The sequence below is a fragment of the Furfurilactobacillus milii genome (assembly GCF_021654115.1).
Lineage (GTDB): Bacteria > Bacillota > Bacilli > Lactobacillales > Lactobacillaceae > Furfurilactobacillus > Furfurilactobacillus milii.
This window is the reverse complement of sequence record NZ_JAIWJF010000010.1, coordinates 16726-38472: the sequence shown is the minus strand read 5'-3', so window position 1 is coordinate 38472 and position 21747 is coordinate 16726. Positions and strand designations below refer to the sequence as shown.

Annotated in this window: 21 protein-coding genes; 8 read left to right on the top strand and 13 right to left on the bottom strand. The window is 43.6% G+C overall.

Annotated elements, in window-relative coordinates; all coding sequences use genetic code 11:
* Positions 1-57 precede the first annotated feature (57 nt).
* Positions 58-459: a MerR family transcriptional regulator gene (locus tag LDK34_RS11395; RefSeq protein ID WP_236941854.1), complete on the top strand. Its 402-nt coding sequence runs from the start codon at positions 58-60 to the stop codon at positions 457-459.
* A 77-nt stretch (positions 460-536) separates the two neighbouring features.
* Here the strand turns inward: LDK34_RS11395 and LDK34_RS11390 are convergent, their stop codons facing one another.
* Together LDK34_RS11390 and LDK34_RS11385 are read right to left on the bottom strand one after the other, a co-directional pair.
* Entirely contained in the window at positions 537-1565 is a 1029-nt protein-coding gene (locus tag LDK34_RS11390; protein WP_236941853.1) for an NADP-dependent oxidoreductase, read from the bottom strand.
* Positions 1558-1905, bottom strand: a complete 348-nt coding sequence (locus LDK34_RS11385; RefSeq protein WP_178941981.1) for an ArsR/SmtB family transcription factor — start codon at positions 1903-1905, stop codon at positions 1558-1560. The genes LDK34_RS11390 and LDK34_RS11385 overlap by 8 nt, the downstream gene beginning before the upstream one ends.
* A 158-nt stretch (positions 1906-2063) precedes the next feature.
* On the opposite strand from LDK34_RS11385, the gene LDK34_RS11380 reads away from it, so the two are divergent.
* Positions 2064-2687, top strand: a complete 624-nt coding sequence (locus tag LDK34_RS11380) for a sugar O-acetyltransferase (protein ID WP_178941980.1) — start codon at positions 2064-2066, stop codon at positions 2685-2687.
* A 385-nt stretch (positions 2688-3072) separates the two neighbouring features.
* Here the strand turns inward: LDK34_RS11380 and LDK34_RS11375 are convergent, their stop codons facing one another.
* A complete protein-coding gene (locus tag LDK34_RS11375) occupies positions 3073-4092 on the bottom strand; it encodes a linear amide C-N hydrolase (protein WP_178941979.1) in 1020 nt (339 codons plus the stop codon).
* Positions 4093-4232: 140 nt separating this feature from the next.
* Here LDK34_RS11375 and LDK34_RS11370 point away from each other — a divergent pair, with 140 nt between their 5' ends.
* Positions 4233-5054: a YdcF family protein gene (locus LDK34_RS11370; protein ID WP_178941978.1), complete on the top strand. Its 822-nt coding sequence runs from the start codon at positions 4233-4235 to the stop codon at positions 5052-5054.
* A gap of 132 nt (positions 5055-5186) precedes the next feature.
* On the opposite strand, the gene LDK34_RS11365 is transcribed toward LDK34_RS11370, so the two are convergent.
* The 5 genes from LDK34_RS11365 to LDK34_RS11345 form a co-directional block, all read right to left on the bottom strand.
* Entirely contained in the window at positions 5187-8039 is a 2853-nt protein-coding gene (locus tag LDK34_RS11365) for a MucBP domain-containing protein (protein ID WP_178941977.1), read from the bottom strand.
* 463 nt (positions 8040-8502) lie between these two features.
* Positions 8503-10437: a copper-translocating P-type ATPase gene (locus LDK34_RS11360; RefSeq protein WP_178941976.1), complete on the bottom strand. Its 1935-nt coding sequence runs from the start codon at positions 10435-10437 to the stop codon at positions 8503-8505.
* Between the two features lie 81 nt (positions 10438-10518).
* Positions 10519-10890: a cupredoxin domain-containing protein gene (locus LDK34_RS11355; RefSeq protein ID WP_178941975.1), complete on the bottom strand. Its 372-nt coding sequence runs from the start codon at positions 10888-10890 to the stop codon at positions 10519-10521.
* A 200-nt stretch (positions 10891-11090) separates the two neighbouring features.
* Complete coding sequence (locus LDK34_RS12695) at positions 11091-11273, bottom strand: type II toxin-antitoxin system RelE/ParE family toxin (RefSeq protein WP_420871570.1); 183 nt, start codon at positions 11271-11273, stop codon at positions 11091-11093.
* Between the two features lie 99 nt (positions 11274-11372).
* The gene (locus tag LDK34_RS11345; RefSeq protein ID WP_178941974.1) at positions 11373-11648 is read right to left on the bottom strand and encodes a type II toxin-antitoxin system RelB/DinJ family antitoxin; all 276 of its coding nucleotides are present in this window, start codon (positions 11646-11648) and stop codon (positions 11373-11375) included.
* Positions 11649-12100: 452 nt separating this feature from the next.
* Between LDK34_RS11345 and LDK34_RS11340 the strand changes: the two genes are divergently transcribed.
* From LDK34_RS11340 to LDK34_RS11330, 3 genes are read left to right on the top strand one after another with little or no spacing between them, the layout of a single operon-like run.
* Complete coding sequence (locus tag LDK34_RS11340; RefSeq protein WP_178941973.1) at positions 12101-12532, top strand: Rrf2 family transcriptional regulator; 432 nt, start codon at positions 12101-12103, stop codon at positions 12530-12532.
* A 32-nt stretch (positions 12533-12564) separates the two neighbouring features.
* Positions 12565-13428, top strand: a complete 864-nt coding sequence (locus tag LDK34_RS11335; protein WP_178941972.1) for an NAD(P)H-binding protein — start codon at positions 12565-12567, stop codon at positions 13426-13428.
* A 27-nt stretch (positions 13429-13455) separates the two neighbouring features.
* A complete protein-coding gene (locus LDK34_RS11330) occupies positions 13456-14307 on the top strand; it encodes an SDR family oxidoreductase (protein WP_236941852.1) in 852 nt (283 codons plus the stop codon).
* Positions 14308-14419: 112 nt separating this feature from the next.
* On the opposite strand, the gene LDK34_RS11325 is transcribed toward LDK34_RS11330, so the two are convergent.
* Positions 14420-15004, bottom strand: a complete 585-nt coding sequence (locus tag LDK34_RS11325) for a hypothetical protein (protein ID WP_178941970.1) — start codon at positions 15002-15004, stop codon at positions 14420-14422.
* Positions 15005-15333: 329 nt separating this feature from the next.
* Here LDK34_RS11325 and LDK34_RS11320 point away from each other — a divergent pair, with 329 nt between their 5' ends.
* A complete protein-coding gene (locus LDK34_RS11320) occupies positions 15334-15819 on the top strand; it encodes a Dps family protein (RefSeq protein WP_178941969.1) in 486 nt (161 codons plus the stop codon).
* 64 nt (positions 15820-15883) lie between these two features.
* Here the strand turns inward: LDK34_RS11320 and LDK34_RS11315 are convergent, their stop codons facing one another.
* The 3 genes from LDK34_RS11315 to LDK34_RS11305 all read right to left on the bottom strand — a co-directional run bounded on the left by LDK34_RS11315 (position 15884) and on the right by LDK34_RS11305 (position 18237).
* Positions 15884-16417 carry a GNAT family N-acetyltransferase gene (locus LDK34_RS11315; RefSeq protein WP_178941968.1) on the bottom strand — a complete coding sequence of 178 codons (534 nt, stop codon included), beginning with the start codon at positions 16415-16417 and terminating at the stop codon, positions 15884-15886.
* A 23-nt stretch (positions 16418-16440) separates the two neighbouring features.
* Positions 16441-16845, bottom strand: coding sequence for an arsenate reductase (thioredoxin) (gene arsC / locus LDK34_RS11310; RefSeq protein WP_178941967.1), 405 nt, complete (start codon positions 16843-16845; stop codon positions 16441-16443).
* Between the two features lie 201 nt (positions 16846-17046).
* Positions 17047-18237, bottom strand: a complete 1191-nt coding sequence (locus LDK34_RS11305; RefSeq protein WP_178941966.1) for an iron-containing alcohol dehydrogenase — start codon at positions 18235-18237, stop codon at positions 17047-17049.
* 112 nt (positions 18238-18349) lie between these two features.
* Here LDK34_RS11305 and LDK34_RS11300 point away from each other — a divergent pair, with 112 nt between their 5' ends.
* The gene (locus LDK34_RS11300; RefSeq protein WP_178941965.1) at positions 18350-19237 is read left to right on the top strand and encodes an AraC family transcriptional regulator; all 888 of its coding nucleotides are present in this window, start codon (positions 18350-18352) and stop codon (positions 19235-19237) included.
* Positions 19238-19878: 641 nt separating this feature from the next.
* Here the strand turns inward: LDK34_RS11300 and LDK34_RS11295 are convergent.
* Entirely contained in the window at positions 19879-21600 is a 1722-nt protein-coding gene (locus LDK34_RS11295) for an SWIM zinc finger family protein (protein WP_236941851.1), read from the bottom strand.
* Positions 21601-21747: the final 147 nt, after the last annotated feature.

Here is a 21747-nt window from a genome sequence, read left to right as displayed (position 1 = left end):
ACTCCGCTGGTGTTAGACTAGCGCAAGGCATTTAGCAAACTTTTTAGGAGAAATTTTATGCAATCAATTCGAGACGTAGCTGACCGATTCAATATCACGTACGATACCCTTCGCTTTTATGAAAAACAGGGCTTACTCAAAAACATTCAACGTAATGCAAACGGCCAACGCGAATACTCAGACCATGATGTTGACGAGCTTGATAAAATCGTCCATCTGCGACAGTTAGGCGCGACTATCGAAGAAATTAAGCATTTGCACACACTGTTGGATTCCGCTAATCAAGCCACTGACGCCTATGATGAAGCCATTGCATTACTCAAGCGACTTAAGGTCGACACAAATGATAAGATCACTCAACTTCAGGAACAACAAGTGTATCTCGATCATAAAGTTGCCCGCTTCGAACATGAACGTGCGATGTTAACATCAGCGAAAAAATCAGTTTCTACACGTTAAAAACCACAGTGACAAAGTCTGCGTCAGTAACTCTGATGACAAACTTTGTTGCTGTGGCTTTTTATTCGGCAAGACAGCTAATTCAGCGATACTGCCGGCATTTCCATGATTACTTTGCCCTTAGCATGTCCCGACATGGCGTAGTTAATTGCCTCAATCGCGTCGTCGAAATTAAATTTACGGTCAATGATTGGTTTAAGAGCGGCCGTATCAACAAGTTTCGTTAAACTGGCAACCTGATTGCCACTGGCATCCATAAAAAGAAAATGATAGTTCACACGTCTTTGTGCAGCTAACTTGGTAATCTTGTGTGCAGCAAGACCAAATAGCCGTGCTTTAAACCAGCCCAATTGTTGTTCGTTGGCAAACTTAGCGTCTGGCATGCCCGCCAAGGAAACAACCGTCCCACCGGGTTTGACGATTTGAAACGCTTTTACCAAATCATCCCCACCCTGCGTGTCCAACACGGCATCGTAGTCGTGAAGCACATCTGAAAAATCAGTGGTGTGATAATCAATAATTTCATCCGCACCAAGCCGTTTGACCAGATCATAGCCCTTCTTACTGGCAGTAGTCGCCACATAAGCGCCCATCTGTTTCGCCATTTGGATGGCAATCGTGCCGACACCACCAGCACCTGCTAGAATCAAGATTTTTTGACCTACCGTTAGCTTCATCCGCTCATTTAATGCCTCGTAGGCAGTCAACCCAACCAGCGGCAGTGCAGCGGCTTCACTCATTGATAGTGACTGCGGTTTGACTGCAACGTCCGCCTCGTCAACCGCCATAAAGTTGGCGAACGAGCCAGGACGATCATTTCGCGTTCTACCGTATACATTGTCGCCCACATTAAATTTCCTGACGTCACTGCCAACCTGCACAACAATGCCCGCGAAATCATAGCCCATCACAAACGGAAAGCTTGGCTTCTTCTTCATAACAATATTGACGTTACCCTTGCGAACACGGTTATCTACCGGGTTATAACTGGCAGCTCGAACATTAACCAATAAATCATGAGCACCAATCGTTGGTATTGTCGTCTCCGTCAGTTCTGGTGCGGCTCCCTTTTTAGCAATCAAAACTGCCTGCATCGTCTTAGCCATGTGTTTCCTCCTGTAATTTTTCAATGATCTTGATTAAATTCGTTAATTTAGAAAAGTTTGAGCGAATATCAACTGAATAAAAGTTCATCGTGCCATCTTTACGTTGATTAATCAGTCCAGCATCCCGCAATATCTTGAGATGATGTGAAACAGCGGGACGTGACAAGTTCACAGCCTTTGTAATTTCACCAACCCTCAATCCTGTCTCACAAGTTGTGCCAATCAGTGCCATGATGATTTGCTGACGGGATTCATCCCCCAGCGCAACAAACATCGGCTGGCACTCGGCAAAATTTTGACGGGCGATCGATAAATGTTCTGTTGAAATTTGATTTGCCATATTAACCTCCGTTTTGTTGAATGGTTTAAACAAACGAACCAACTGAATGAACGTAGTGTATCCTGTTTTGATATTCGCGACAACATTGAGAAAGAAAATCGAGACGAATGAAATCTGTTAGACTATGAATAAATAAACAACAGAAAGGATTCCTAATCATGACTGAACCTAAAGAAATGCACAATGGTGACTTATATCTGCCTGATGACCCAGAAATTTTGGCAACGCAGCAACAGGCCATGGAATTACTTTATGACTATAATCAGACGCGCCCTAGTGAACAAGATAAACGTAATGTCTTACTCAAACAGATGCTGGCTGAGGTGGGCGACGGTTGTTACATTGAACCACCATTCCACGCAAATTTTGGCGGTCGTCATGTCCACTTCGGCGATCGCGTCTACGCCAACTTCAATTTAACCTTAGTGGACGACACCCACATTTACGTCGGCAGTCACACACTGTTTGGTCCAAATGTCACGATTGCTAGTGCTGGTCATCCGATATTGCCATCTTTGCGGGCAAAAGGGTATCAATACAACATGCCGATCCATATCGGTGAAAATTGCTGGTTCGGCGCTGGCGCGGTTGTTGTTCCGGGCGTCACCATTGGTGATAATACGGTGATTGGAGCTGGCAGTGTCGTTACTAAAGATATTCCTAGTAATGTTGTCGCGGTTGGTAATCCCTGTCGCGTGATGCGGAAAATCAACGACCACGACCGCGAATACTATTTCAAAGATCGCCGCGTGAACAGTCAACACTTGCCCGACATGCAATAAAAAAGTAGATCACATTGTCACACTCTCTGACTTGGAGGAATGATTGATGTGGTCTACTTTTTAATATCGTTCGACTGTTTATCCTGTGTCGGTTTAAATTCGAGTAAAATTTCTGGCCTGCCACTGGCCGGAAATTCCATTCCACAGAGATCAAGTTCATGCTGATTCGAAACTTACCACAGTATCAGTTGGAGGGCGTCAACATTGATACCGATCCGTGAAGGCGTTGTTAATTCGAATGATTCTCTCGAATTTACAACATGGACGGTCGTAGAGACTTGCGGTCTTCACAAGGCTTTACGGCGAGGTGATAGACCGTGAACTTCGGGCTTGAGCCGGTCCCACGGCGAGCGTGTCAATGTTGACAACCGTAAGCGACTATCGTCTAAATCTCATGCACGACAGGCTCTAAGTTGATATCTTGAAAGGTGATCTTGCTAAGCGATGGATCAATCTTCTTAACCGTCATCGTTAAGCACGTCGAATCTTGTAAATACATAGTCCGTTTGGACAGATCGTAACCCGTCCAGTACTGCGTGTAATCAGTAACTGCCGTTGCTTCAGGGGTCCGGCTCAGTCCCTTAGGAATCATTACCGTTTTAAAGCAATTATATAAAGTGGTAATGCCTTCATCATCGTTAAATTCATCAATATTATTTTTTACAAACATTGCCCGCACGAATCGCGATGGCGAGGTGAAATCACCAGGCAGACCGAACATGCCGTACCCAGTGCCGGCCTCAATCGGTTTAATTTCAGTATCGCCTACATTTGTTGCGTGTGAACGGTTCAGATTATCCAACGAAATATAATTTCTGAGGTTTGTCGTGTGGTAATCATATTCTGGACTATTCGTCATTGCCCCAATGTAATCATAAACTTTGAAAGCACCATGATCAGTAGGTTCAAGCACTACACCAGCACCCGTATCGTCAACAAACGCATAGTGAGCAGGAATACTCGTCCCATCACCGCCATCGTCGTACTTCTTGTTAATCAAACCATGTGTTTTAGCAAACTTGCGAACATCACTTACGTCTTTACAAGTCGTTAGCACATTCGTAACGACTTCTTCACCAAGAATCCCTTTCAAACCGCGGGATTTTAGAGAATCAGTGTCTGCGTAAGAACATTCCATCAATACCTGTAAGTCACCGGTCAAGCCACACTCATTGATGCCATCGTACAAAATTGTATTGCCGGCGGTACCAACACCCACCGTAGCGTAACGGCTTTCCCACTCACCACTTTGGGCGGGGACGGTGATATTTGCTGGAATACTGATAATTTGTGACGGAATGTGGCCGCCTGCTTCTTGGTCATGAAACATGCTGGCCGCAAAATCCATTGTGCGACCCCAGAAATAACCACCTTGCATTGATTTAATCAACATTGATGAGCACATTCGCATTATCTCCTTTGGGTTATTATTAAGCAGTCTAGCACTCAAAGATAAATTTGTTTATCCGTATTCTTAATTCGTCGTTGCCATGAAACGCGTTTCACATATTACAATATAAGTACATTTGATAAGGGAGTGACGCCATGATTGATCTGACCACATTGTCAAAAAAACGACTTGATACTGTCGCTAATCGCCTAAATCAGCTTAGCCTTTTCTTAGGTCAACGTGATGTCGATACACTAACAACATCAGCATTACAACAACAGTTTCGCATCCAGAGAATCGATGCACTGGCTCTCTTTGGTGGCAGCATTCTCGAAGGTGCAAACGTAATGCATGCTGCCATTTCACATCACGTTGCGAAACATTACGTACTCGTGGGTGGCGCTGGCCATACAACACCACTCCTGCGAACCCAAATGGCTCAGCACGGTATCGTTGCGCCTGAAGACGCAACTGAGTCCGCATTATTTCAACGGTACTTATTGGAAAAGTTTGACGACCACGTTGATTTGCTCGAAACTAAATCAACCAATAGCGGTAACAATGTCACGAATACATTAGCGCTCCTCAAAAACCAGCAGTTGAAAATTAACACCTTGGGTATTATGCAAGACGCCACCATGCAACGCCGTTTAGCCGCCGGTTTCAAAAAGTTTGCCCCACAGATTACGCTGATTAATTACGCAACTTACGCACCGCACATTGTGGTCAAAGATAATCAACTGACGTTTGCGACAACTGCTTTAGGCATGTGGACGATGACAGACTTCATTACTCTTCTGTTAGGTGAAGTCGCCCGCCTTCATGATGACGCCAATGGTTACGGACCAAACGGACAAAGTTTTATCGCGCATGTCCATGTACCATCAGCTATTGTTAAGGCAGACGCTTTTCTGCACGAAATGTTGCAAGTTCCAATCAGAAGCGCTAATACTGCTTTTAAATCATCTGTAAAATAAAAGATCACAATTTCAGACGTGCAACCATAGATGACATGTGTTGCGTGACTGAATTGTGATCTTTTTGTAAATGGTTCTGACGCCCCATTATTTGTCACTTTTTAAATAAATTAGTTTAGATTAGAACACCAATTAATCGTGTTTTCTTCGTTTGGAAAATGTCAAACCACCGAACAAGAATCCTAATGACGCGAAACCAATTACAGAAGTTGCTGCATGTTTTTGATTTGTTTTTGGCAAATCATAATTTGACGTACGTGGTGGAAGAACGACACCTGCTCGTTCGTGATGAACCGTCTCAACAGAGTCAGTCTTGATTGCCGCTAGCGGCTTGGTACTATTATCTGCTACCGGAGCAGCAATCTTATAAACATAAATAACGACCTGATTGTTTGATTCGTACAAGCCAGACGCATTCTCTGGTATTTTTTCCAACTGATATACTGTCGACAAAGCGGCAACCGGAGCGGTTATATATGATGTTCCTTGTTTGCCAGTCATAACTACAGTTGGAGCGAGTTGTTGACCACTATCTGTTACATATTTCACAGTGACCGTTCCCTGTCTTGCATCAAGATTGACCGGATCACTGCTGTTGTTAGTTGGTGCAATTGTCGGTGTTTCTGGCTTTGCTGACGTTCCAGGTGTGGCGGGCTGTTCAGGCGTAACTGGTGTTTCTGGCGTTGTAGGTGGAACCACTTCATTAACATGATACACAAAGGTTACTTCTGCATTAGTTCCGGCGTATTTACCAGAAGTAACTCCCTTTGCCGATTGATAAGTATACCCGTCAATGTCTGGATGCGTCAGATTGAACGTACTACCGATATCTCCTGTCGACGTCGTGTCCGGCTTGATCGTATTACCCTTATCATCTTGATAGTGTACTGTGATGGTCGACTGTGCCACCTTATAGACAAAAGTAACCTCTGCTGAATCTTTGGTGTATTTACCAGATGGCGTACCGGTAGTCGAAACATAATCGTATCCGTCAATGTCTGGATGCGTCAGATTGAAAGCAGTCCCAATTTTACCAGTTGAAGTGGTATCATCCTTGATTGTGTTGCCTTTGTCATCCTTGTAATGAATGGTAATTGTTGAGTTGACCTTTTTATACACATAAGTGACAGTTTGCGCCTTATCTGAAAAGGTACCCTTGTAGTTGTTTGGAGTCGTTGTTAACTCGTAATCCGCTGGAACAGGCGATAACGCCTCGGATGTGTATGGGTCACCAACTAACCCTGATAATGTCTTGTCATCTGCAATACTAGAGCCTGTCTCATCAACATACTTTACAGTGACGTCCTTTGCATTCGGTGCAACATCGTAAGGTGTCAAGATAGTAGCCGCTACTAGGCCGTCAGGAGCAAAAAACTGAGAAATCATGTAATAAGTCTTGGGATTGTCTTGTATGATATATGAGGGGGTGCCAAAATCCTGTGCTAAATTCACATTCAAATCATTTGTCAGATAGTGATCCGTGGGATATTTTGGCGTCTGATCAGGAACCACTTGTACGTGAATATTTTGATATTTAATGCTTTTACCATCAAATGACGACGGTCCGGCATTTAAAAATGCTCTATAAGTATCATACGTATTGGGCGACGCTATGGCTGTTTGAAGTGCAAAATAAATTCCCTTATAGGCAGCATACTGATACGTAATTCCCTGTGCGGGCTTAACCGGATTAACCATTGTATACGTCATGGTATCAGGAATTCTCACCAAAGGTTGTTCAATAATTTGCCCAGAATAATAAAGACCTTTCGTATATTGGGCAGCATTTAGCGAGGACAGGTCAGCCACATTATTGTTAGGGAAAACCAGTCTAGTTATTTTCTTAAGTCCTGCGATTGGTGTAATATCTGACACGCGATTTCCGTTAAGCTCTAACGTCGTTAAATTCACTAAATTCTTCAACGGAGATAAATCGGTGATGTCCCCGCGAGTCTGAATTATCGGGTTTCCATCTACAGAGTTTGAATCCATCGTGCGATTAAAATTCAAATCCGTCAAATTTGTGGCATATTGAAGCCCTTCAAGTGAGAAAGAAGTTTTCCCATCAATATATGTTTCATATCCTTGCGTCCACAATGAGTGGAGTAATAACATATCTGATTGCGTAATGTCGTTCACGCTCGACCATGTTTTCTGACTCCCAGCTTCTTTTCCGGTAGTGCGTAGTTCATCTAGAACAATTTTTTGAAGCGTTTTGTTCGGCATCCATTGATCAATAGGCTCAGTGTCGTCAGTCGTCAAAAAGTTTAGAGCCATTGGCCGTATGGCACTCTGTGTACGGTTTATCTTCCCCACCGTAGATAAATCACGTGCACTAGTGTCCGATTTACTTATTGCTGAATTGCCACTTACACTGGCTGTTTCTATATTTTGCCTAACTTCGCTTGGTTTAGCACTTCGAACTGATGTGGCGCTAACCGCACCAGAATTTACTTGACTCGCTTGAACGGACTCTGCGCTTATTCTGCCTTCTGACGATCCAGTAATTTGTTTCGATTCACTCAATCCATTCACGTCTGCAGCAGAACTAGCTGTTTTTTCAGAACTAGGCGCTTTCTCAGTAGAGCCACTTCCGAGAGAATCAGCTGATGTAACCGGCGCCTGGGACACAGCATTAGCAGATTCGCTCAATGGACTTGTCCCACTATCTTTTGCAATATTTGACCTTTGGTCCAAAGATCCACTACTTGTCTGCGCGCTAGTCGTTGTAATATCTTTCTGAGTTGACGCTGTGTTCACTACTCCGCTGTCACTCCCAACCGGTTTTAGCTCTGCTGACTTCGCATTATTATCAACACCTGTTTTCGGAGTTGATACTTCATTAGACGTTGGACTAACCGTGTCACCATAAACACGCGGACTATAGCTCAATGTCATCATGGCCGTTGCAATACCGGCAATCATCCACAAGCGACCACTTTTATACATTTTAAAATGTTTTTTTACTCCTTGATTGCTTAACATGGTATTCCCCCATAAAAATAGTTAATGAATCAACATTTATTTATGATAATTAGTAAGGACAATAAAGTAATAATTTGAAACTTTAAACTAGGAAAAAGTAATATTGATAATGGTCAAGCGCTTACATTACAGCCACATCATAGCATGGTTTTACTTATTTGGAACATTTGAAAAACGCGTATAGATGCACTCATAGCAACAGTTCAGTCAATTTGCAAACATGGACGTAATATTGAAAAATAGTTTCTATAATTGCTCAGGTTTCAGTAATTAATTTTTTATAGTTGAAAAATAATTAGTAGCGCTAAAAATAAAAAGACGAGCTCTAAAAAGAGACCCGCCTTTGTACGTAAAGACTTTAACTAGCTTAAGATATTCGTCAGAAAACTACCGATAATCAGAGCTACTACGACATAAGCCACGCCAATTATGGCAACCGTCCTTGTCTTGATCTCAGCTAACTTCATGCCACAACACGCTCCTTCGCATTCGATGTCAATTTAACTTTATTCAACAACAACGAGTTTGCAACCACCGAAAGCGAACTTAGCGCCATCCCAAGTCCGGCTAACTCAGGGCTCAAGGTTAGGCCAAGTGTAGCAAACACACCAGCGGCAATCGGAATACCAAGAGCATTGTAAATAAATGCCCAGAATAGATTCATCTTAATACGGCTAAACGTTTTCTCGCTAAGTGCCAGCGCCTGAACAACGTCTTCTAAATTGTTTTTCACCAGCACAATGCCGCCGGATTCAATGGCGATGTCAGTTCCAGAACCCATCGCAATCCCTACGTCAGCGGTCGTTAACGCTGGCGCATCATTAATACCATCGCCAACAAATGCTACTGGACCATTTTCCTGCAGGTCTTTCACGTGATCAGCCTTATCACCCGGTAACACATCGGCAATCACGTCATCAATACCGACTTGCTTAGCGATTGCCTCGGCAACCAGCTTGTTATCACCTGTAAGCATCACTGTTCGCAGGCCCCGCTGTTTTAACTGCGCGATGGCATTCATGGAACTCTGCTTTGGTGCATCCTGAATAGCAATTAAACCAATGATTTGGTCATCCAAGCCAACAATCACAACTGTCTTGGCTTCCGTTTGTAATGCTGTCATTCGATCCTTCAGTTGAGGTCCTAACTTATGGTCTTGAAGTAACTTATCGTTGCCAACAAACGCCAGCTTGCCGTCTACCATTGCCTGAACGCCCTTACCTTCAATCGCTTGAAAGTCAGTTGCCTCAACAAATGACAGGTCGTTTGACTCAGCACGCTCCAAAATTGCGCTTGCTAATGGATGTTCTGATGATTTTTCCAAACTTGCGGCCACGCTCAAAACCATCCGTTCGTCGCCGATGACGTCTGTCACTTTAGGTTTGCCAACCGTGATGGTACCTGTTTTATCAAACACTACCGTTTTCACTTTGTTGGCAGCTTCCAAAGCCTCGCCGTTTTTAATCAGAATCCCTAACTTGGCGCTACGTCCGGTTCCAACCATCAAGGCTGTTGGTGTGGCAATCCCAAGCGCACACGGACACGCGATGATAAGTACGGCAACCATAAAGATTAAGGCCTGTCCCACCGTGGCACCAAAGAAAACGTACCATGCCATGAATGTGATAATCGACGTAATCAACACAGTCGGCACAAAGATATTCGAAATTTTATCGACCATCTTTTCAATTGGAGCATGAGACGTTTGCGCCTTCTTCACCATTTCGACAATTTGTGATAACAAAGTGTCTTTGCCCAACTTGTTCACTTTAAACATAAATGTCCCAGTGTTGTTCATGGTTGAGCCGATAACAGCATCACCAACGCTTTTCTCGACGGGCATGCTTTCACCCGTGACCATAGATTCGTCGAGGGTGGATTTACCTTCTGTAATCACGCCGTCGACGGCAACTTTTTGCCCAGGTTTTACACGGATCACATCACCCATTACAACTTGATCCAACGGGAGCATAACCAGTTTGCCGTCACGGAGCACTTCGGCATCTTTAGCCTGTAAGTCCAGCAACTTCTTAACAGCGCCGTTTGCTGAATGTTTCATCCGCTCTTCAAAGACTTGTCCCAGCAGAATCAGTGTCACAACTAGTGCAGCGCTCTCGTAGAACACAGCTTGGTGATTCAACATCGCGTAAATGCTGTAAAGATATGCTGTCGAGGTACCAATAGCGACAAGCGTATCCATATTGGCGTGATGATGTTTAAAGGCCGCCCATGCACTTCTGACGAACGGTCCGGCAGACACCAGCATCACAGCGGTTGCCAACAGAAACTCGCCCCAATCACCACCAGGAATGTGATAACCAAACGGCGCTAAAAACATTTCAACCAATAGTGGCAGTGAAACCACTAATGAAAATACAAAACGATTTTTATAACTCATCTTGGTGCATCCACCCTTCAATAATCCTTTGTTCAACCGTAACTTTGCCCTCAAACGACCAGCCCGTTTGCACCAAGCACATTACTTAACAACCACTTTGCCGTGAAACATGTTCATGCCGCACGCGTAGTTGAATTCACCAGCTTTAGATGTATCAATGTCAATAATCTGATCTTGACCCTGTGGTAGAAACTGATTAATCCCAAAGTCCTCAAACACAACTTGTTCCAAACAGTTAGATGGATCTTTACGATTAAACGTAATTTGCGCCGGAATACCCTTTTTCAAGATCAACGTTGACGGTGTATAGCCACCATCAACACTGACGCGTGCGCGCTGTTGCTTTTCTGTTACCTGTGCATCCACCGCAGCTGATTGATGTTTGCCAAAGAACCACCAACCAATAAACGCTATCAATGTAATTCCGCCAATAAGAACGACCAACTTATCCATAATGCACTGCACTCCTTCAATCCGTTTTGCGTTTACGTTTGTAAACCTTATTTAAACAATATCATTTTTGTTTACGTTTGTAAACGAGGGAAATCCCTAATTTTCAATAAAAACGAATTGTGAGCCAATGATATTGATTAAGTTAAGCAACAAATAAAAAAGCCTCAGTCAATAAAGACTAAGGCCAATAGACCTTTCACTTACATGCCAAATAATTGAGCATGACTCCCAGTATCCACAATCAACAAAATTAATTTTGCATCATCACGTTTGTAAATAAGTAACCAGTCTGGTTCAATATGAAGTTCACGAAAACCATTCAGACGCCCTGTTAATTGATGGTCATGATAAACACGATCAACTGTATTTGTACTCGCAAGCATCTCTATTGTAGACTGTAACTTTTTAGCTGTCGTCCTTGCTTCTTTATTCGCTTGTATGACTTTTTAAATTGATTGGTATATACGATGGTTAGCCATTTTTCAGTCATCGTCACCATCCAACTCATCAAACATTTGTTGTGGTGACTTTACAGAATGCACATTACCTGTTTCTAAATCCTGAAGAGCCTTATCAACGCCTGTTGCAACGCGTGGTGTAAACGGTAACTCTTGGTCATCCACCACTCTTTTAATGAATAACATGACACCAGCACTCGTTGTGATACCCATATTCTCAAAGACAGTATCTGCTTTTTGTTTTAAATCAGGATCTATTTTAACATTCAAGTTAATCTTTTTTGGCGTTTTTATACTCATAAGACACCTCCAAATATATTTATATATGTAATTGTATTCAAAAAGTGGATTTTAGTAAAGAAAAGTTAATTTTAGTCGTCTATAATAAGCTGTCAATATTCTTAAATGACTTCCCAACTTTTTAGAAGTCGACATTAATGTTTTCCTCCAAACCACCACGTTAGCCGAAGGGCGTCAACATTGATACCGAACCGTGAAGGTGTTGTTAATTCGAATGATTCTCTCGAATTTACAACACAGACGGACGCAAAGACTCGCGGTCTTCACGAGGCTTTACGGCGAGGTGAAAGACGGTGCACTTCCGGCTTGAACCGGTCCCACGGCGAGCGTGTCAATGTTGACAACCGCAAGCGACATCCAAGATCAAACACTAATCTGTTGACTTAAAAGCAACAGGCGTTACAATGAACCTGTTGTTTATAAAGTAACAGTTAGAATCGTAGGTGATTTCCATGAAGTACTCATATCGTTTAAGTGATGGTGTTCATATTCTGGCATACATCAGTATCGCGCCAACAGCCAGTCTTAGCAGTACTAGCATTGCGGCCAGTATCGAGGCCAATCCTAGTGTCGTCCGCAAACTCATGGTTGATCTCAAAAATGCCGGTTTGTTAACGACGAAAAATGGTTCCGCAGAACCTCGTTTGGCTCGCTCAGCCGATGACATTACGCTACTTGATGTCTATCGTGCTGTTGAAGCTAGCCAAAACATCCTGCACGTCGACCCACGCACCAATATGCAATGTCCCGTCGGCGCCAATATCCAGGAAACATTAAATGGTGTCTACGATCGCGTACAACAGGCCGCAGAACAGGAAATGCAGGCCATTACGTTAACCGAAATCATTGATGGCATTCAAGAACGTCGCCGTCAAAGTTTATAACCGTTGATCAATTCAAAAAGGAGTTAATCATTATGAAATACGCAGTTACAGCAGCTACCGGTCATTTGGGCCAAACCATTATTAAAACACTGACACAACTCGTTTCACCTTCTGACATCATCGCCATTGCCAGAAATACAGACAAAGCACATCAAGTGTTGCCAGCCGGTATTGAAGTGCGCCAAGGTGACTATGCTGACCTTGACAGCCTAAACGCCGCCTTTGCCGGTGTTGACCGTTTGCTATTCATCTCATCGATTCCTGGCACAGCTGTTCCTCGTCAAACACAGCACGCCAATGTCGTTGAGGCCGCCAAGGCAGCCGACGTTCGCTACGTTGCTTACACCAGTTTTGCTAAAGCGGATATCGCTAAATCGCCATTATCTACAGACCACGTGGCCACCGAAAAAATGATTGCCGACAGTGGTATTGCCCACTCCTTCCTCCGCAATGCTTGGTATCTCGAAAACGAAGCCAACTATTTAACTGCTGGCGCCGCAGGTAAAGACATGTTATATGCTGCTGGTGATGGCCGCGTCAGCTATGCATTAGAACGTGAATACGCTGAAGCTGGTGCTAAAGTTTTGGCCGCCACATCCACAAAGTCCGTTTATGAGTTTGGGGGTAAACCAACGTCATTTCAGGATTTAGCCCATGCTATCCATCAAGTGACCGGTACAACATTCACATTTACCAATGTCTCAACCGCCGATTACAAACAATCGCTGATTGACAACGGCGTTAATGCACACCTAGCCGAGGTTTTGACCAGTATGCAAAGTCTCATGGGTAGTGGCGAACTCGATGTTTCTTCATCAGATTTGGCCGATGTGTTAGGTCACCCTGTGACACCACTAAATGAAGCCGTTAAAGAAGTGCTGTCCAAACAACAGTAATTTCACTGAAAAGGAGCGCTACCCTAAATGAAATATGTCATAACTGGTGCCACAGGTCACCTGGGCACCCAGATCACCACTGAGCTGACGCGGTTAGTTAATCCTGATGATGTCTCTCTCGGCGTTCACACGCTTAGAAAGGCAATGATGTGGGCGACCCTGGGAATCGATATCAATCAAATCGACTATAGCGACGAAAGTAGTTTGACCAAGCTACTGGATAACGCCGACGTGTTTATTTATGTGCCTAGCAAGAGTCACGATAGCTATAGCCGCGTCACGGAACTCGAACACGTTATTGCGGCGGCACAACAGGCACACGTCAAGCAGCTGATTGCCATGGGCTTTATTGCCGATCAGGCTAACAATCCGTTTGACCTGTCTGCCTTCTATGGGTATCTACCAAGGCGGCTAGCAGCATCAGGGCTTCATTACACCATTCTGCGAAATGCCTTGTACGCAGATCCACTGATTCCATACTTGCCCGAACTAATTGAGCGTCAACATGTCATTTACCCAGTTGGTGATCAGTCATTGAGTTTTATTTCGCAAACGGACAGTGCAAAAGCGTTTGCCAAAGTTGCCACCACGCCAAGTTTGCAAAACCACGTTTACACACTGACACAAGCTCGCAATTATTCAATGCCGGAACTTGCCGCTGTCCTCAGTGACGTCTCAGGGCAGCCCATTACCTACCAGCCTGTCACTGCCACGGAATTTGAGAAAATGTACAATCAAGGAAACGAAGGCCACATGTTGTCGTCCATGTATGCAGGCGGTGCGATGGGTCTGCTCGACACGGTCAGTGATGATTATCAAACAATCATGGGTCATGAGGCGACACCGTTGAAGGAATTTCTTCAACAATCTTATCAGTAATCAAAGCTTCGTTTATATACAAAAAAGCAGCGTGCAAGAAATAATTGCACGCTGCTTTTCGTTAGTTTCACATATTTCGTTCAAACTCATTTTATTGGCCGATAGCATTGAGTTACGCCAGTGCAGAAGGTGCCGATAACTGTGGTCCGCGGTGTTCCCGAGCAGCCACCCAGTCGTCATCATTCCACTCTTCTGTGGCACGACGAGATTGACCGTAATCCCACAATGACTCCCGTTCAAATTCAATCACTTGCCCTGCAGGGCCTACGGAAACCCAGTTGTAGGAGCCGTTCATGTGCGCGAACTTAACCCACAAAATCGGTGTGGCAATCTCATCACCATCGTCGTTGATAAACAGTCGCTCTTGTTCATCAATGCGCATCAGTGACAGTTCTTCTGCGTATTCTGAATCCAACGAATCAAAGACATTAAGAGCAATGTCCACGGCCTCAGAATCATCCGGCAATGCATCCGGGCTATCAACAGAAAAATTGTTGTAGCTGATCAAACGACCATCGTCACCGTATACAACTGTGACGTGTGGATTGTTCTGCACAATCTTTTCAGATTGTTGATAGCGAACCACCTCAACGTCTTCCCCATTACGAGAGCGAGTGTCGTGGGCGACTTCTTTAAAACCATCAGGAATTGTTAAATATTCGTTATCTGCATCAAAGTTCTCAACAAATTTGCTCATATTTGATCCTCCCACTGTCATTTATATGCACAGTTAATGTGGCAATTATTGGGCTCATCACGTCTTATTCATGGACGTGATTGTATTCTAAATCGATCGTTTTATTTGCGCAAGCAACTATATCTTTATTCATCATCGGAAAGTGGCTAACGTTTGGTTGTTAAGTTAACCAACTGCTACCCATTCAAACATCTCAGTTTTAAATTTGCGATTCGAGGTTAGAAATTCGACAGATCAACAACCAACCATGTATCATAACTTCGAAATCAATTAAAGGATTTCACCGTCAGCCGGAAGTTTGTCACTATGTGAAGGAGTGTTTTGTAAATATGGCACAATCATATAAACAGTACGATTTCCCCAAAACTCGTGATCAGTTAAATCAATTGATTGCTGACATCAGCCAACTCAAGGTCAATGTTCGCCAAATTCACTGGTACATGCGCGGACCAGAATTTTTCCGCATGCATCCCCAGATGGACGATTATTTAGATCAACTCGACGACATGCTTGATGATATTGCTGAACGTTTGATACAACTCGGTGGCTCACCTTACTCAACAACACACGAATTCATTGAACATACTGGCTTACCTGATGATAAAACCAGTTGGGGCAGCACATCATTGCCGGACTACATTCAACAATTATCCGATCAATTTAAATATCTCCGTGATCAAATTGAATTGGGCATGGAAGTTTCCGATGATGAAAAAGATTGGCCAACTCAAGATATGCTAAATGGCTTTAAGATGAGCGTTGATAAGAACGTTTGGATGCTTAACGCATTCTTAGGCAAGGGCGCTCAAGACTAATAATCGACACCAACCTAAATGACGGTTAATTTCTTCTCGCAAAAGAGACAATTAACCGTCATTTTTAATATTTTCTTGCCGCCCACATGACTGGTGTCATTCGATACATCGGGTGTTCAAGACCCGTTGGTGCATAAAATTCTTTGCCATAGTATTCAAAACCTAGTTTTGCGAGCAATTTTTGCGAACCAATATTATTTGGATTATGGCCCGTGACAATCTTTTTAGCATTCAGTTCATTAAAACCGTACGTTATCGCTGCTTGGCCCGCTTCCATTCCCACGCCTTGATGCCAAACTGATGGTCGTAAATGAATACCGAATTCAAAAACATTCGGCTCATCTGTTGGCCGCAGTCCACAAGCACCAATAAACGTTTCATCAGCCTTCCAAAAAATTGGCCAGTATTGCGCTCCAACTTTGGCTTGTTGTGCCATTTCAGTGTTCAGACGCTCGACCACCTCTTCATCTGAAAATGGGCCTTGATGAATATATCGAACAACATTGATGTCACCCCACAGTGTTTGCGCCAATTCCATATCCGTCGATTGCCAATGAGAAAAGCCCAGTCGTGATGTTGTTAAAAAGAAATTTCGCATAATTGTCACTATTCGCCTTTGCCTTATTTGATTTCTGCCAAAATACGCTGTTTAATTTGATCTCTGACAGCGCGAAACACTGTCAGTTGCTCTTCTTCGGTGCCCGCCGCTTGTGCAGGATCCGGTAAGGGCCAGTGCAGCTTTTTCACTGATGGCGGCGTTATTGGGCAACGGTCACGAGCATCACCACACAACGTCACAACCAGATCGCAATGGTTCAAGTAATCCACATCAATCAGTTTGGAATACTGGTGCGAAATATCAATTCCCACTTCATTCATCACGACAACGGCCCTGGCGTTTAATCCGTGCGTCTCTACTCCAGCACTAGCAATGTGCCACTCTGGTCCCAATAATTGCCGGGCAAACCCCTCAGCCATCTGGCTACGACATGAATTGCCTGTACATAAAAAATAAATTTGTTTCATGATTAGCTACCAAACCTTTATTTGCAAAAGAGATGGGTAAAATCGCCATCCTGCTTCTAGTCGACTGTTTGCTCTTAATTATACGTCTTTATGATAGAAATCACGTTTGCAAAACAAAAATGATTCCGTCCCAAAATGTAGGACAGAACCACCTATTTTAATCCCTATTTTCAATAGTAATATGGTGCCATTGATCTACGTTTAAGCTTCGCTGGCCTTTTTGTAGATTTGATACATGTCATCTTCGTATAACACCTTAGCCGATCCTTTTTTACCCCCAGCAGCAACAGCACAGTTATGAGCTAACGTATGACACTGGTCATCGGTCAACGTAATGCCCAACTCGCTGATGGTCGCAGGCATCCCAATGGCATGGTAAAACTGCACCATTTTGGCAATTCCCGTTAATGCAATCATCTCGCCGCTACCCTTTTCAGTCACGCCCATCACGTTCTGCGCAAAACTGATAAAACGAGGTAAATCATCTTGGTAAACATAACGCGCCCATGTCGGCCAAATGGCTGCTAAACCTGCGCCGTGAGTGATATCAAACATGCCACTCAATTCATGTTCCAACATGTGGGTTGCAAAATCACCACCGTCATTGCCGCAACCGGTCAAATTGTTGTGTGACAGTGAACCGGCCCACATCATTTCGGCACGCGCTTCATATAATTGCGGGTTGGCATGCAAGACCTGCGCGTTTGTCTTCACCGTTCGTAACAATCCCTCCGCAACGGCATCAGTAATTGCCATGTTACCGCCGTTAGTGAAGTACCGCTCCATTGTGTGCATCATGATATCTGTGGCACCACACTCTGTTTGGTAATCTGAAACAGACAGCGTTAATTCAGGATCCATGATAGCAAACTTTGGTCGTGCCAAGTCATCATCATACGCGCGCTTTTCCTTCGTTTTTTCATCAGTAATTACGGAACCCATACTGGTTTCACTGCCAGCTGCCGCAATTGTTAGGACAGACGCCACTGGCAGGCAAGCTTTGGCAGTACGTTGATGGGCAAATAATGTCCAAACGTCTTCGTTAGGTTCAGCCAGACCATATGCAATCGCTTTGGCTGTATCGATTACGGAGCCGCCACCGACAGCTAAGATAAAGTCAGCACCCATCCGTTTGCCAAGCGTGATGCCTTCATAAACCTTGCTCAAACGTGGATTGGGCACCACACCTCCAAGCATTTTATAGGTCAGACTATCATCCGCCAGTGCCTTCGTAATGACATCCATCAGACCATTTTGACGCACACGGTCGCTACCGTAGACAATCAAAATCTTGTGACCATGATACTTGTTAATGTATTTGCCGACCTTACTGGGTGTGTCGCGACCAAACACAACTTCTGTTGGTGAATAAAAATCAAAATTGTAAGCCATTGTTTTGCCTCTTTCTCGTAATTTGTATCTTCATCATACAAAGAGAAGCGGCTTTAAAATATTATCATTCTGTCTTAAAGTATAACTATTCGGACAAAATGGAGATAAAAATATGAAGCTAGGCTTTGAACAAGACGACAACGCCGTCGAACAAATTGATGGCATGACGTACACATTTCCTTACACAATGCACCGGCGAGACTTCAGTCAGTTCATTGCGCCTTGGCACTGGCACGAAGAATTGGAATTTGACTACGCCTACCAAGGGTCGATCATCGTGGAGACACTTAATCAGGTTTACACCATTCATCAAGGTGAGGCCTACTTTATCAATACCAACGTGATGAATACCAAACGAAAAGGACCGGGTCAAAAAAGTGCAATGGAGCACGCGCACTTATTCCACCCAATCCTGTTAACTGGCCACTACCGAAGTGTGTTTGAAACCAAATATCTCAACCCGATTCTCAAAAATCTGAGCATTGAAGTCGTGATCATTCGAGAAAGCACCCCAAGTGGTCGGCAATTCTTCAAATTGCTTCAACAACTTACCCAACTGGATGGAAAAGCCGACAAGGAATTTCAGATCCGTAGTCTGCTGAGTCAGGCGTGGCTTGCCCTGATAGACGAGATCAATACACAGCAACAGTACGCACTTACAACCACGCCTTACGCTCAAGAACGGATCAAACAAATGATTAGTTTCATCCATCGCCACTTTGATCAAAAAGTAACAGTCGCCGATATTGCTGCTCACGTTGGTGTGAGCGAAAAGGAATGCAGCCGTTCATTTCATAAGTATTTTCATCAAAGTCCGATTGATTATTTAATTCAGTATCGTATTGATCAGGCGAAACAACGTTTGATAAAAAGCGATGACCCTATCACTACTATTGCATTGGGCGTTGGTTTTAATAACAGTGCGTACTTTACGAAAATTTTTAAGCAACGAACCAATATGACACCCAAGGCATATCGAATGTCTCAAACCATCAAGTAATCAACTTTGACTGCGGTATCTTTTAGTATCAGGTGTTATACTAACAACGTAAAAAGGATGACACTGGAATAACATCCCCTGACCGATCCGCAAAAGCGGTGGTGCCTGAAGTCAAAGAGCAACTGTCAGCCTTCCAAAGCTATATAACGACGATTGCTCTTTTTGTTCATCAACAGCAAATGTGTTGTGTCAATGAAACAAGTAGCTGTAGCCATGCGATAATTAACGTCACAAAACTGCAAGCCAAGAACAAGGTATCCTTTTGGGACACACAGATGTCTTCCTTCCCTTCGGTCCCGCAACAATAATGTCATTAAACACGTCATTGGCGTCACCTCCATTGATGGTAGGCATCAAACGTGCCACTGACGCACAGAAAGCTGTACATAACACGAAGAGACAATTGAAAAGGCAAAGGCCACCTTCACAACTGTCTCTTAACGTTATTGCTCGCTTTCTCTCGTGCTTCGTAGGCACTCTCTAAAACGTCATCACTTCTCGGTAAGCAAAAGTATACCAAAATAAGCAGCATGAAACCCTCGATTTACGTTAGGATTTCATGCTGCTTTCATTATGTTTCTATAGTAATTTGACAAGTTTATAAGTCCTTTAATATCAAGCCTTTTTAAAGACACATCTGCTCACAACCGATCCAATTCTTCCATCATCGCTGGCCGACGCCCATAACGTTTGCGCCAGTCCGCAACTATCTCACTAGTAACCTGTTTACCGTCAGGATATTGACGCATGTGTCTCAGAATTTCTACTAGATTCCAATAGTTCCTTCTGGTATTGGTATGTGACGCCATTGTCTGGATAACGTTTGCATAATGCTGCAACATCCGGTCAGGATATTTTTGTTTTAATATCGGTTCATAGTCCCGAACCCTAAACAGATCGGTTTCTTTTGAGACAGTGTCCATCAACTGATCGTACAGTTCATCTTCCACGTACAGCCTTCTGAGATCGGTGCCCGCTGGCATTGCATTAAACAATTTTTGCCGTGCGTTCGGCCATTCTGCTGCTGAGTAGGCTTTCTCCAATTCCTGAAAATCTTCAAGGTTAGCTGGATTATAGACAGTTTCTAACTGAGTCAGTTCATCTAGGTAATTCTCCGTTTCTCCCAATTTTAAATAAATTCGTTTTAACTGTTCGCCAAAATTCGTCGCAGTCCTTGGGTAAGGCGTAGACTGCTGGCCATCAATCAGAACCCGAATGGCCTCATCATAGTTCTGCTGTTTAACACAGATTGCTACATAGGTAGTCCGCAACTTAGCGTAATACAGATTTTCCAAACAGAATTGTTTGATTGCTTCCTCAGGAGTTTTTAATTCCTGCATGACTTGTAGATGATAGCTTGCCCACTTTTCAGCCGTCCGATGATCCATCCAACTACCAGGATTCAACTGCGATTGTTGCAGTTTGTCAGCGGTCCACGTCAGCTTCTTCTGAAGAAATTCCGACTCCGCAAAGTTATCGAAAAGAATATCTTCAACCATTTCTTCAAACGCACCGAACTTTTCTGTAGCATGCTTTTGACACCACTTAAAGATAGTTCGCTTAAGCGGCAGATCTGCTTCGCCCAAGATTTGTTTCAAGAGAGAAGCAGTTTCGTCTGCCAACATGACTATCTCACCGTTAGAATCATCAATATCGACTTCGGCTAGTTCTTCAACTAAATAGCCAGTTAACTTGAAAGCTAATGTTCCTTGACCTTCCTCGATCAGTGGTTTTAAATACTTATCAATGAAATCGCTTAACTCTCTTTCAAATAAATCGGCAGTATCGTAGTCAATGAAGCCTGAAGCGTCCATACACATTGAGAAAATATCATCAATAATGCTCCGATAGCTGTTATTCCGTCGCTTAATAACCGTTTTATTCGTTCTCATTTGGAATTCAACGGCCAATTCAGGATTACGAGTGAGGGCGTATTTCAAAAATTCTCGAATCTGGGCATTTGAAGCCATGTCGATGGCTTCACGAGTGGTTGGAATCGTTGAGGCAAAATCATCTTCGTCACCGTCCGTTTCTTCCACTTCCATATCATCTTCGTCGTAATCATCCCCGTCGTACTCGTCATCATCGTCAAATGCGGCCGGATCATTTTTGTCCTCATAGTAATCGAGTACTGCCACCATGTGCTTGCATTTGTGTCCACCCTCTGCATACGGACAATCGCATTCTGCTTTTTCGAGGCGGTTACCGTTCAGTTTGACCGTTACTTGATAAGCCTCAGTGCCAAACACTGTAGCAGTCAACGTTCCGTTATCCTGCTGGGTAAAGTCGTGCACTAGGCCTCGCTGAAAATAATCATAGCCGCGGTCTAATGTTTGCTCTGAAAAATTGTCTTCCCAATCCATATTGTAGAGTCCTCTCGCTGATACCTTTCATTGACGTGATTAATCAAACAATGTCCGTCATTGTCCCAAGTATACAGAATAAACAAGTTCAGTCATACACAGAAACAGTATCAATAATATTCTCCATTAAAAGACCCCTAACCTAAT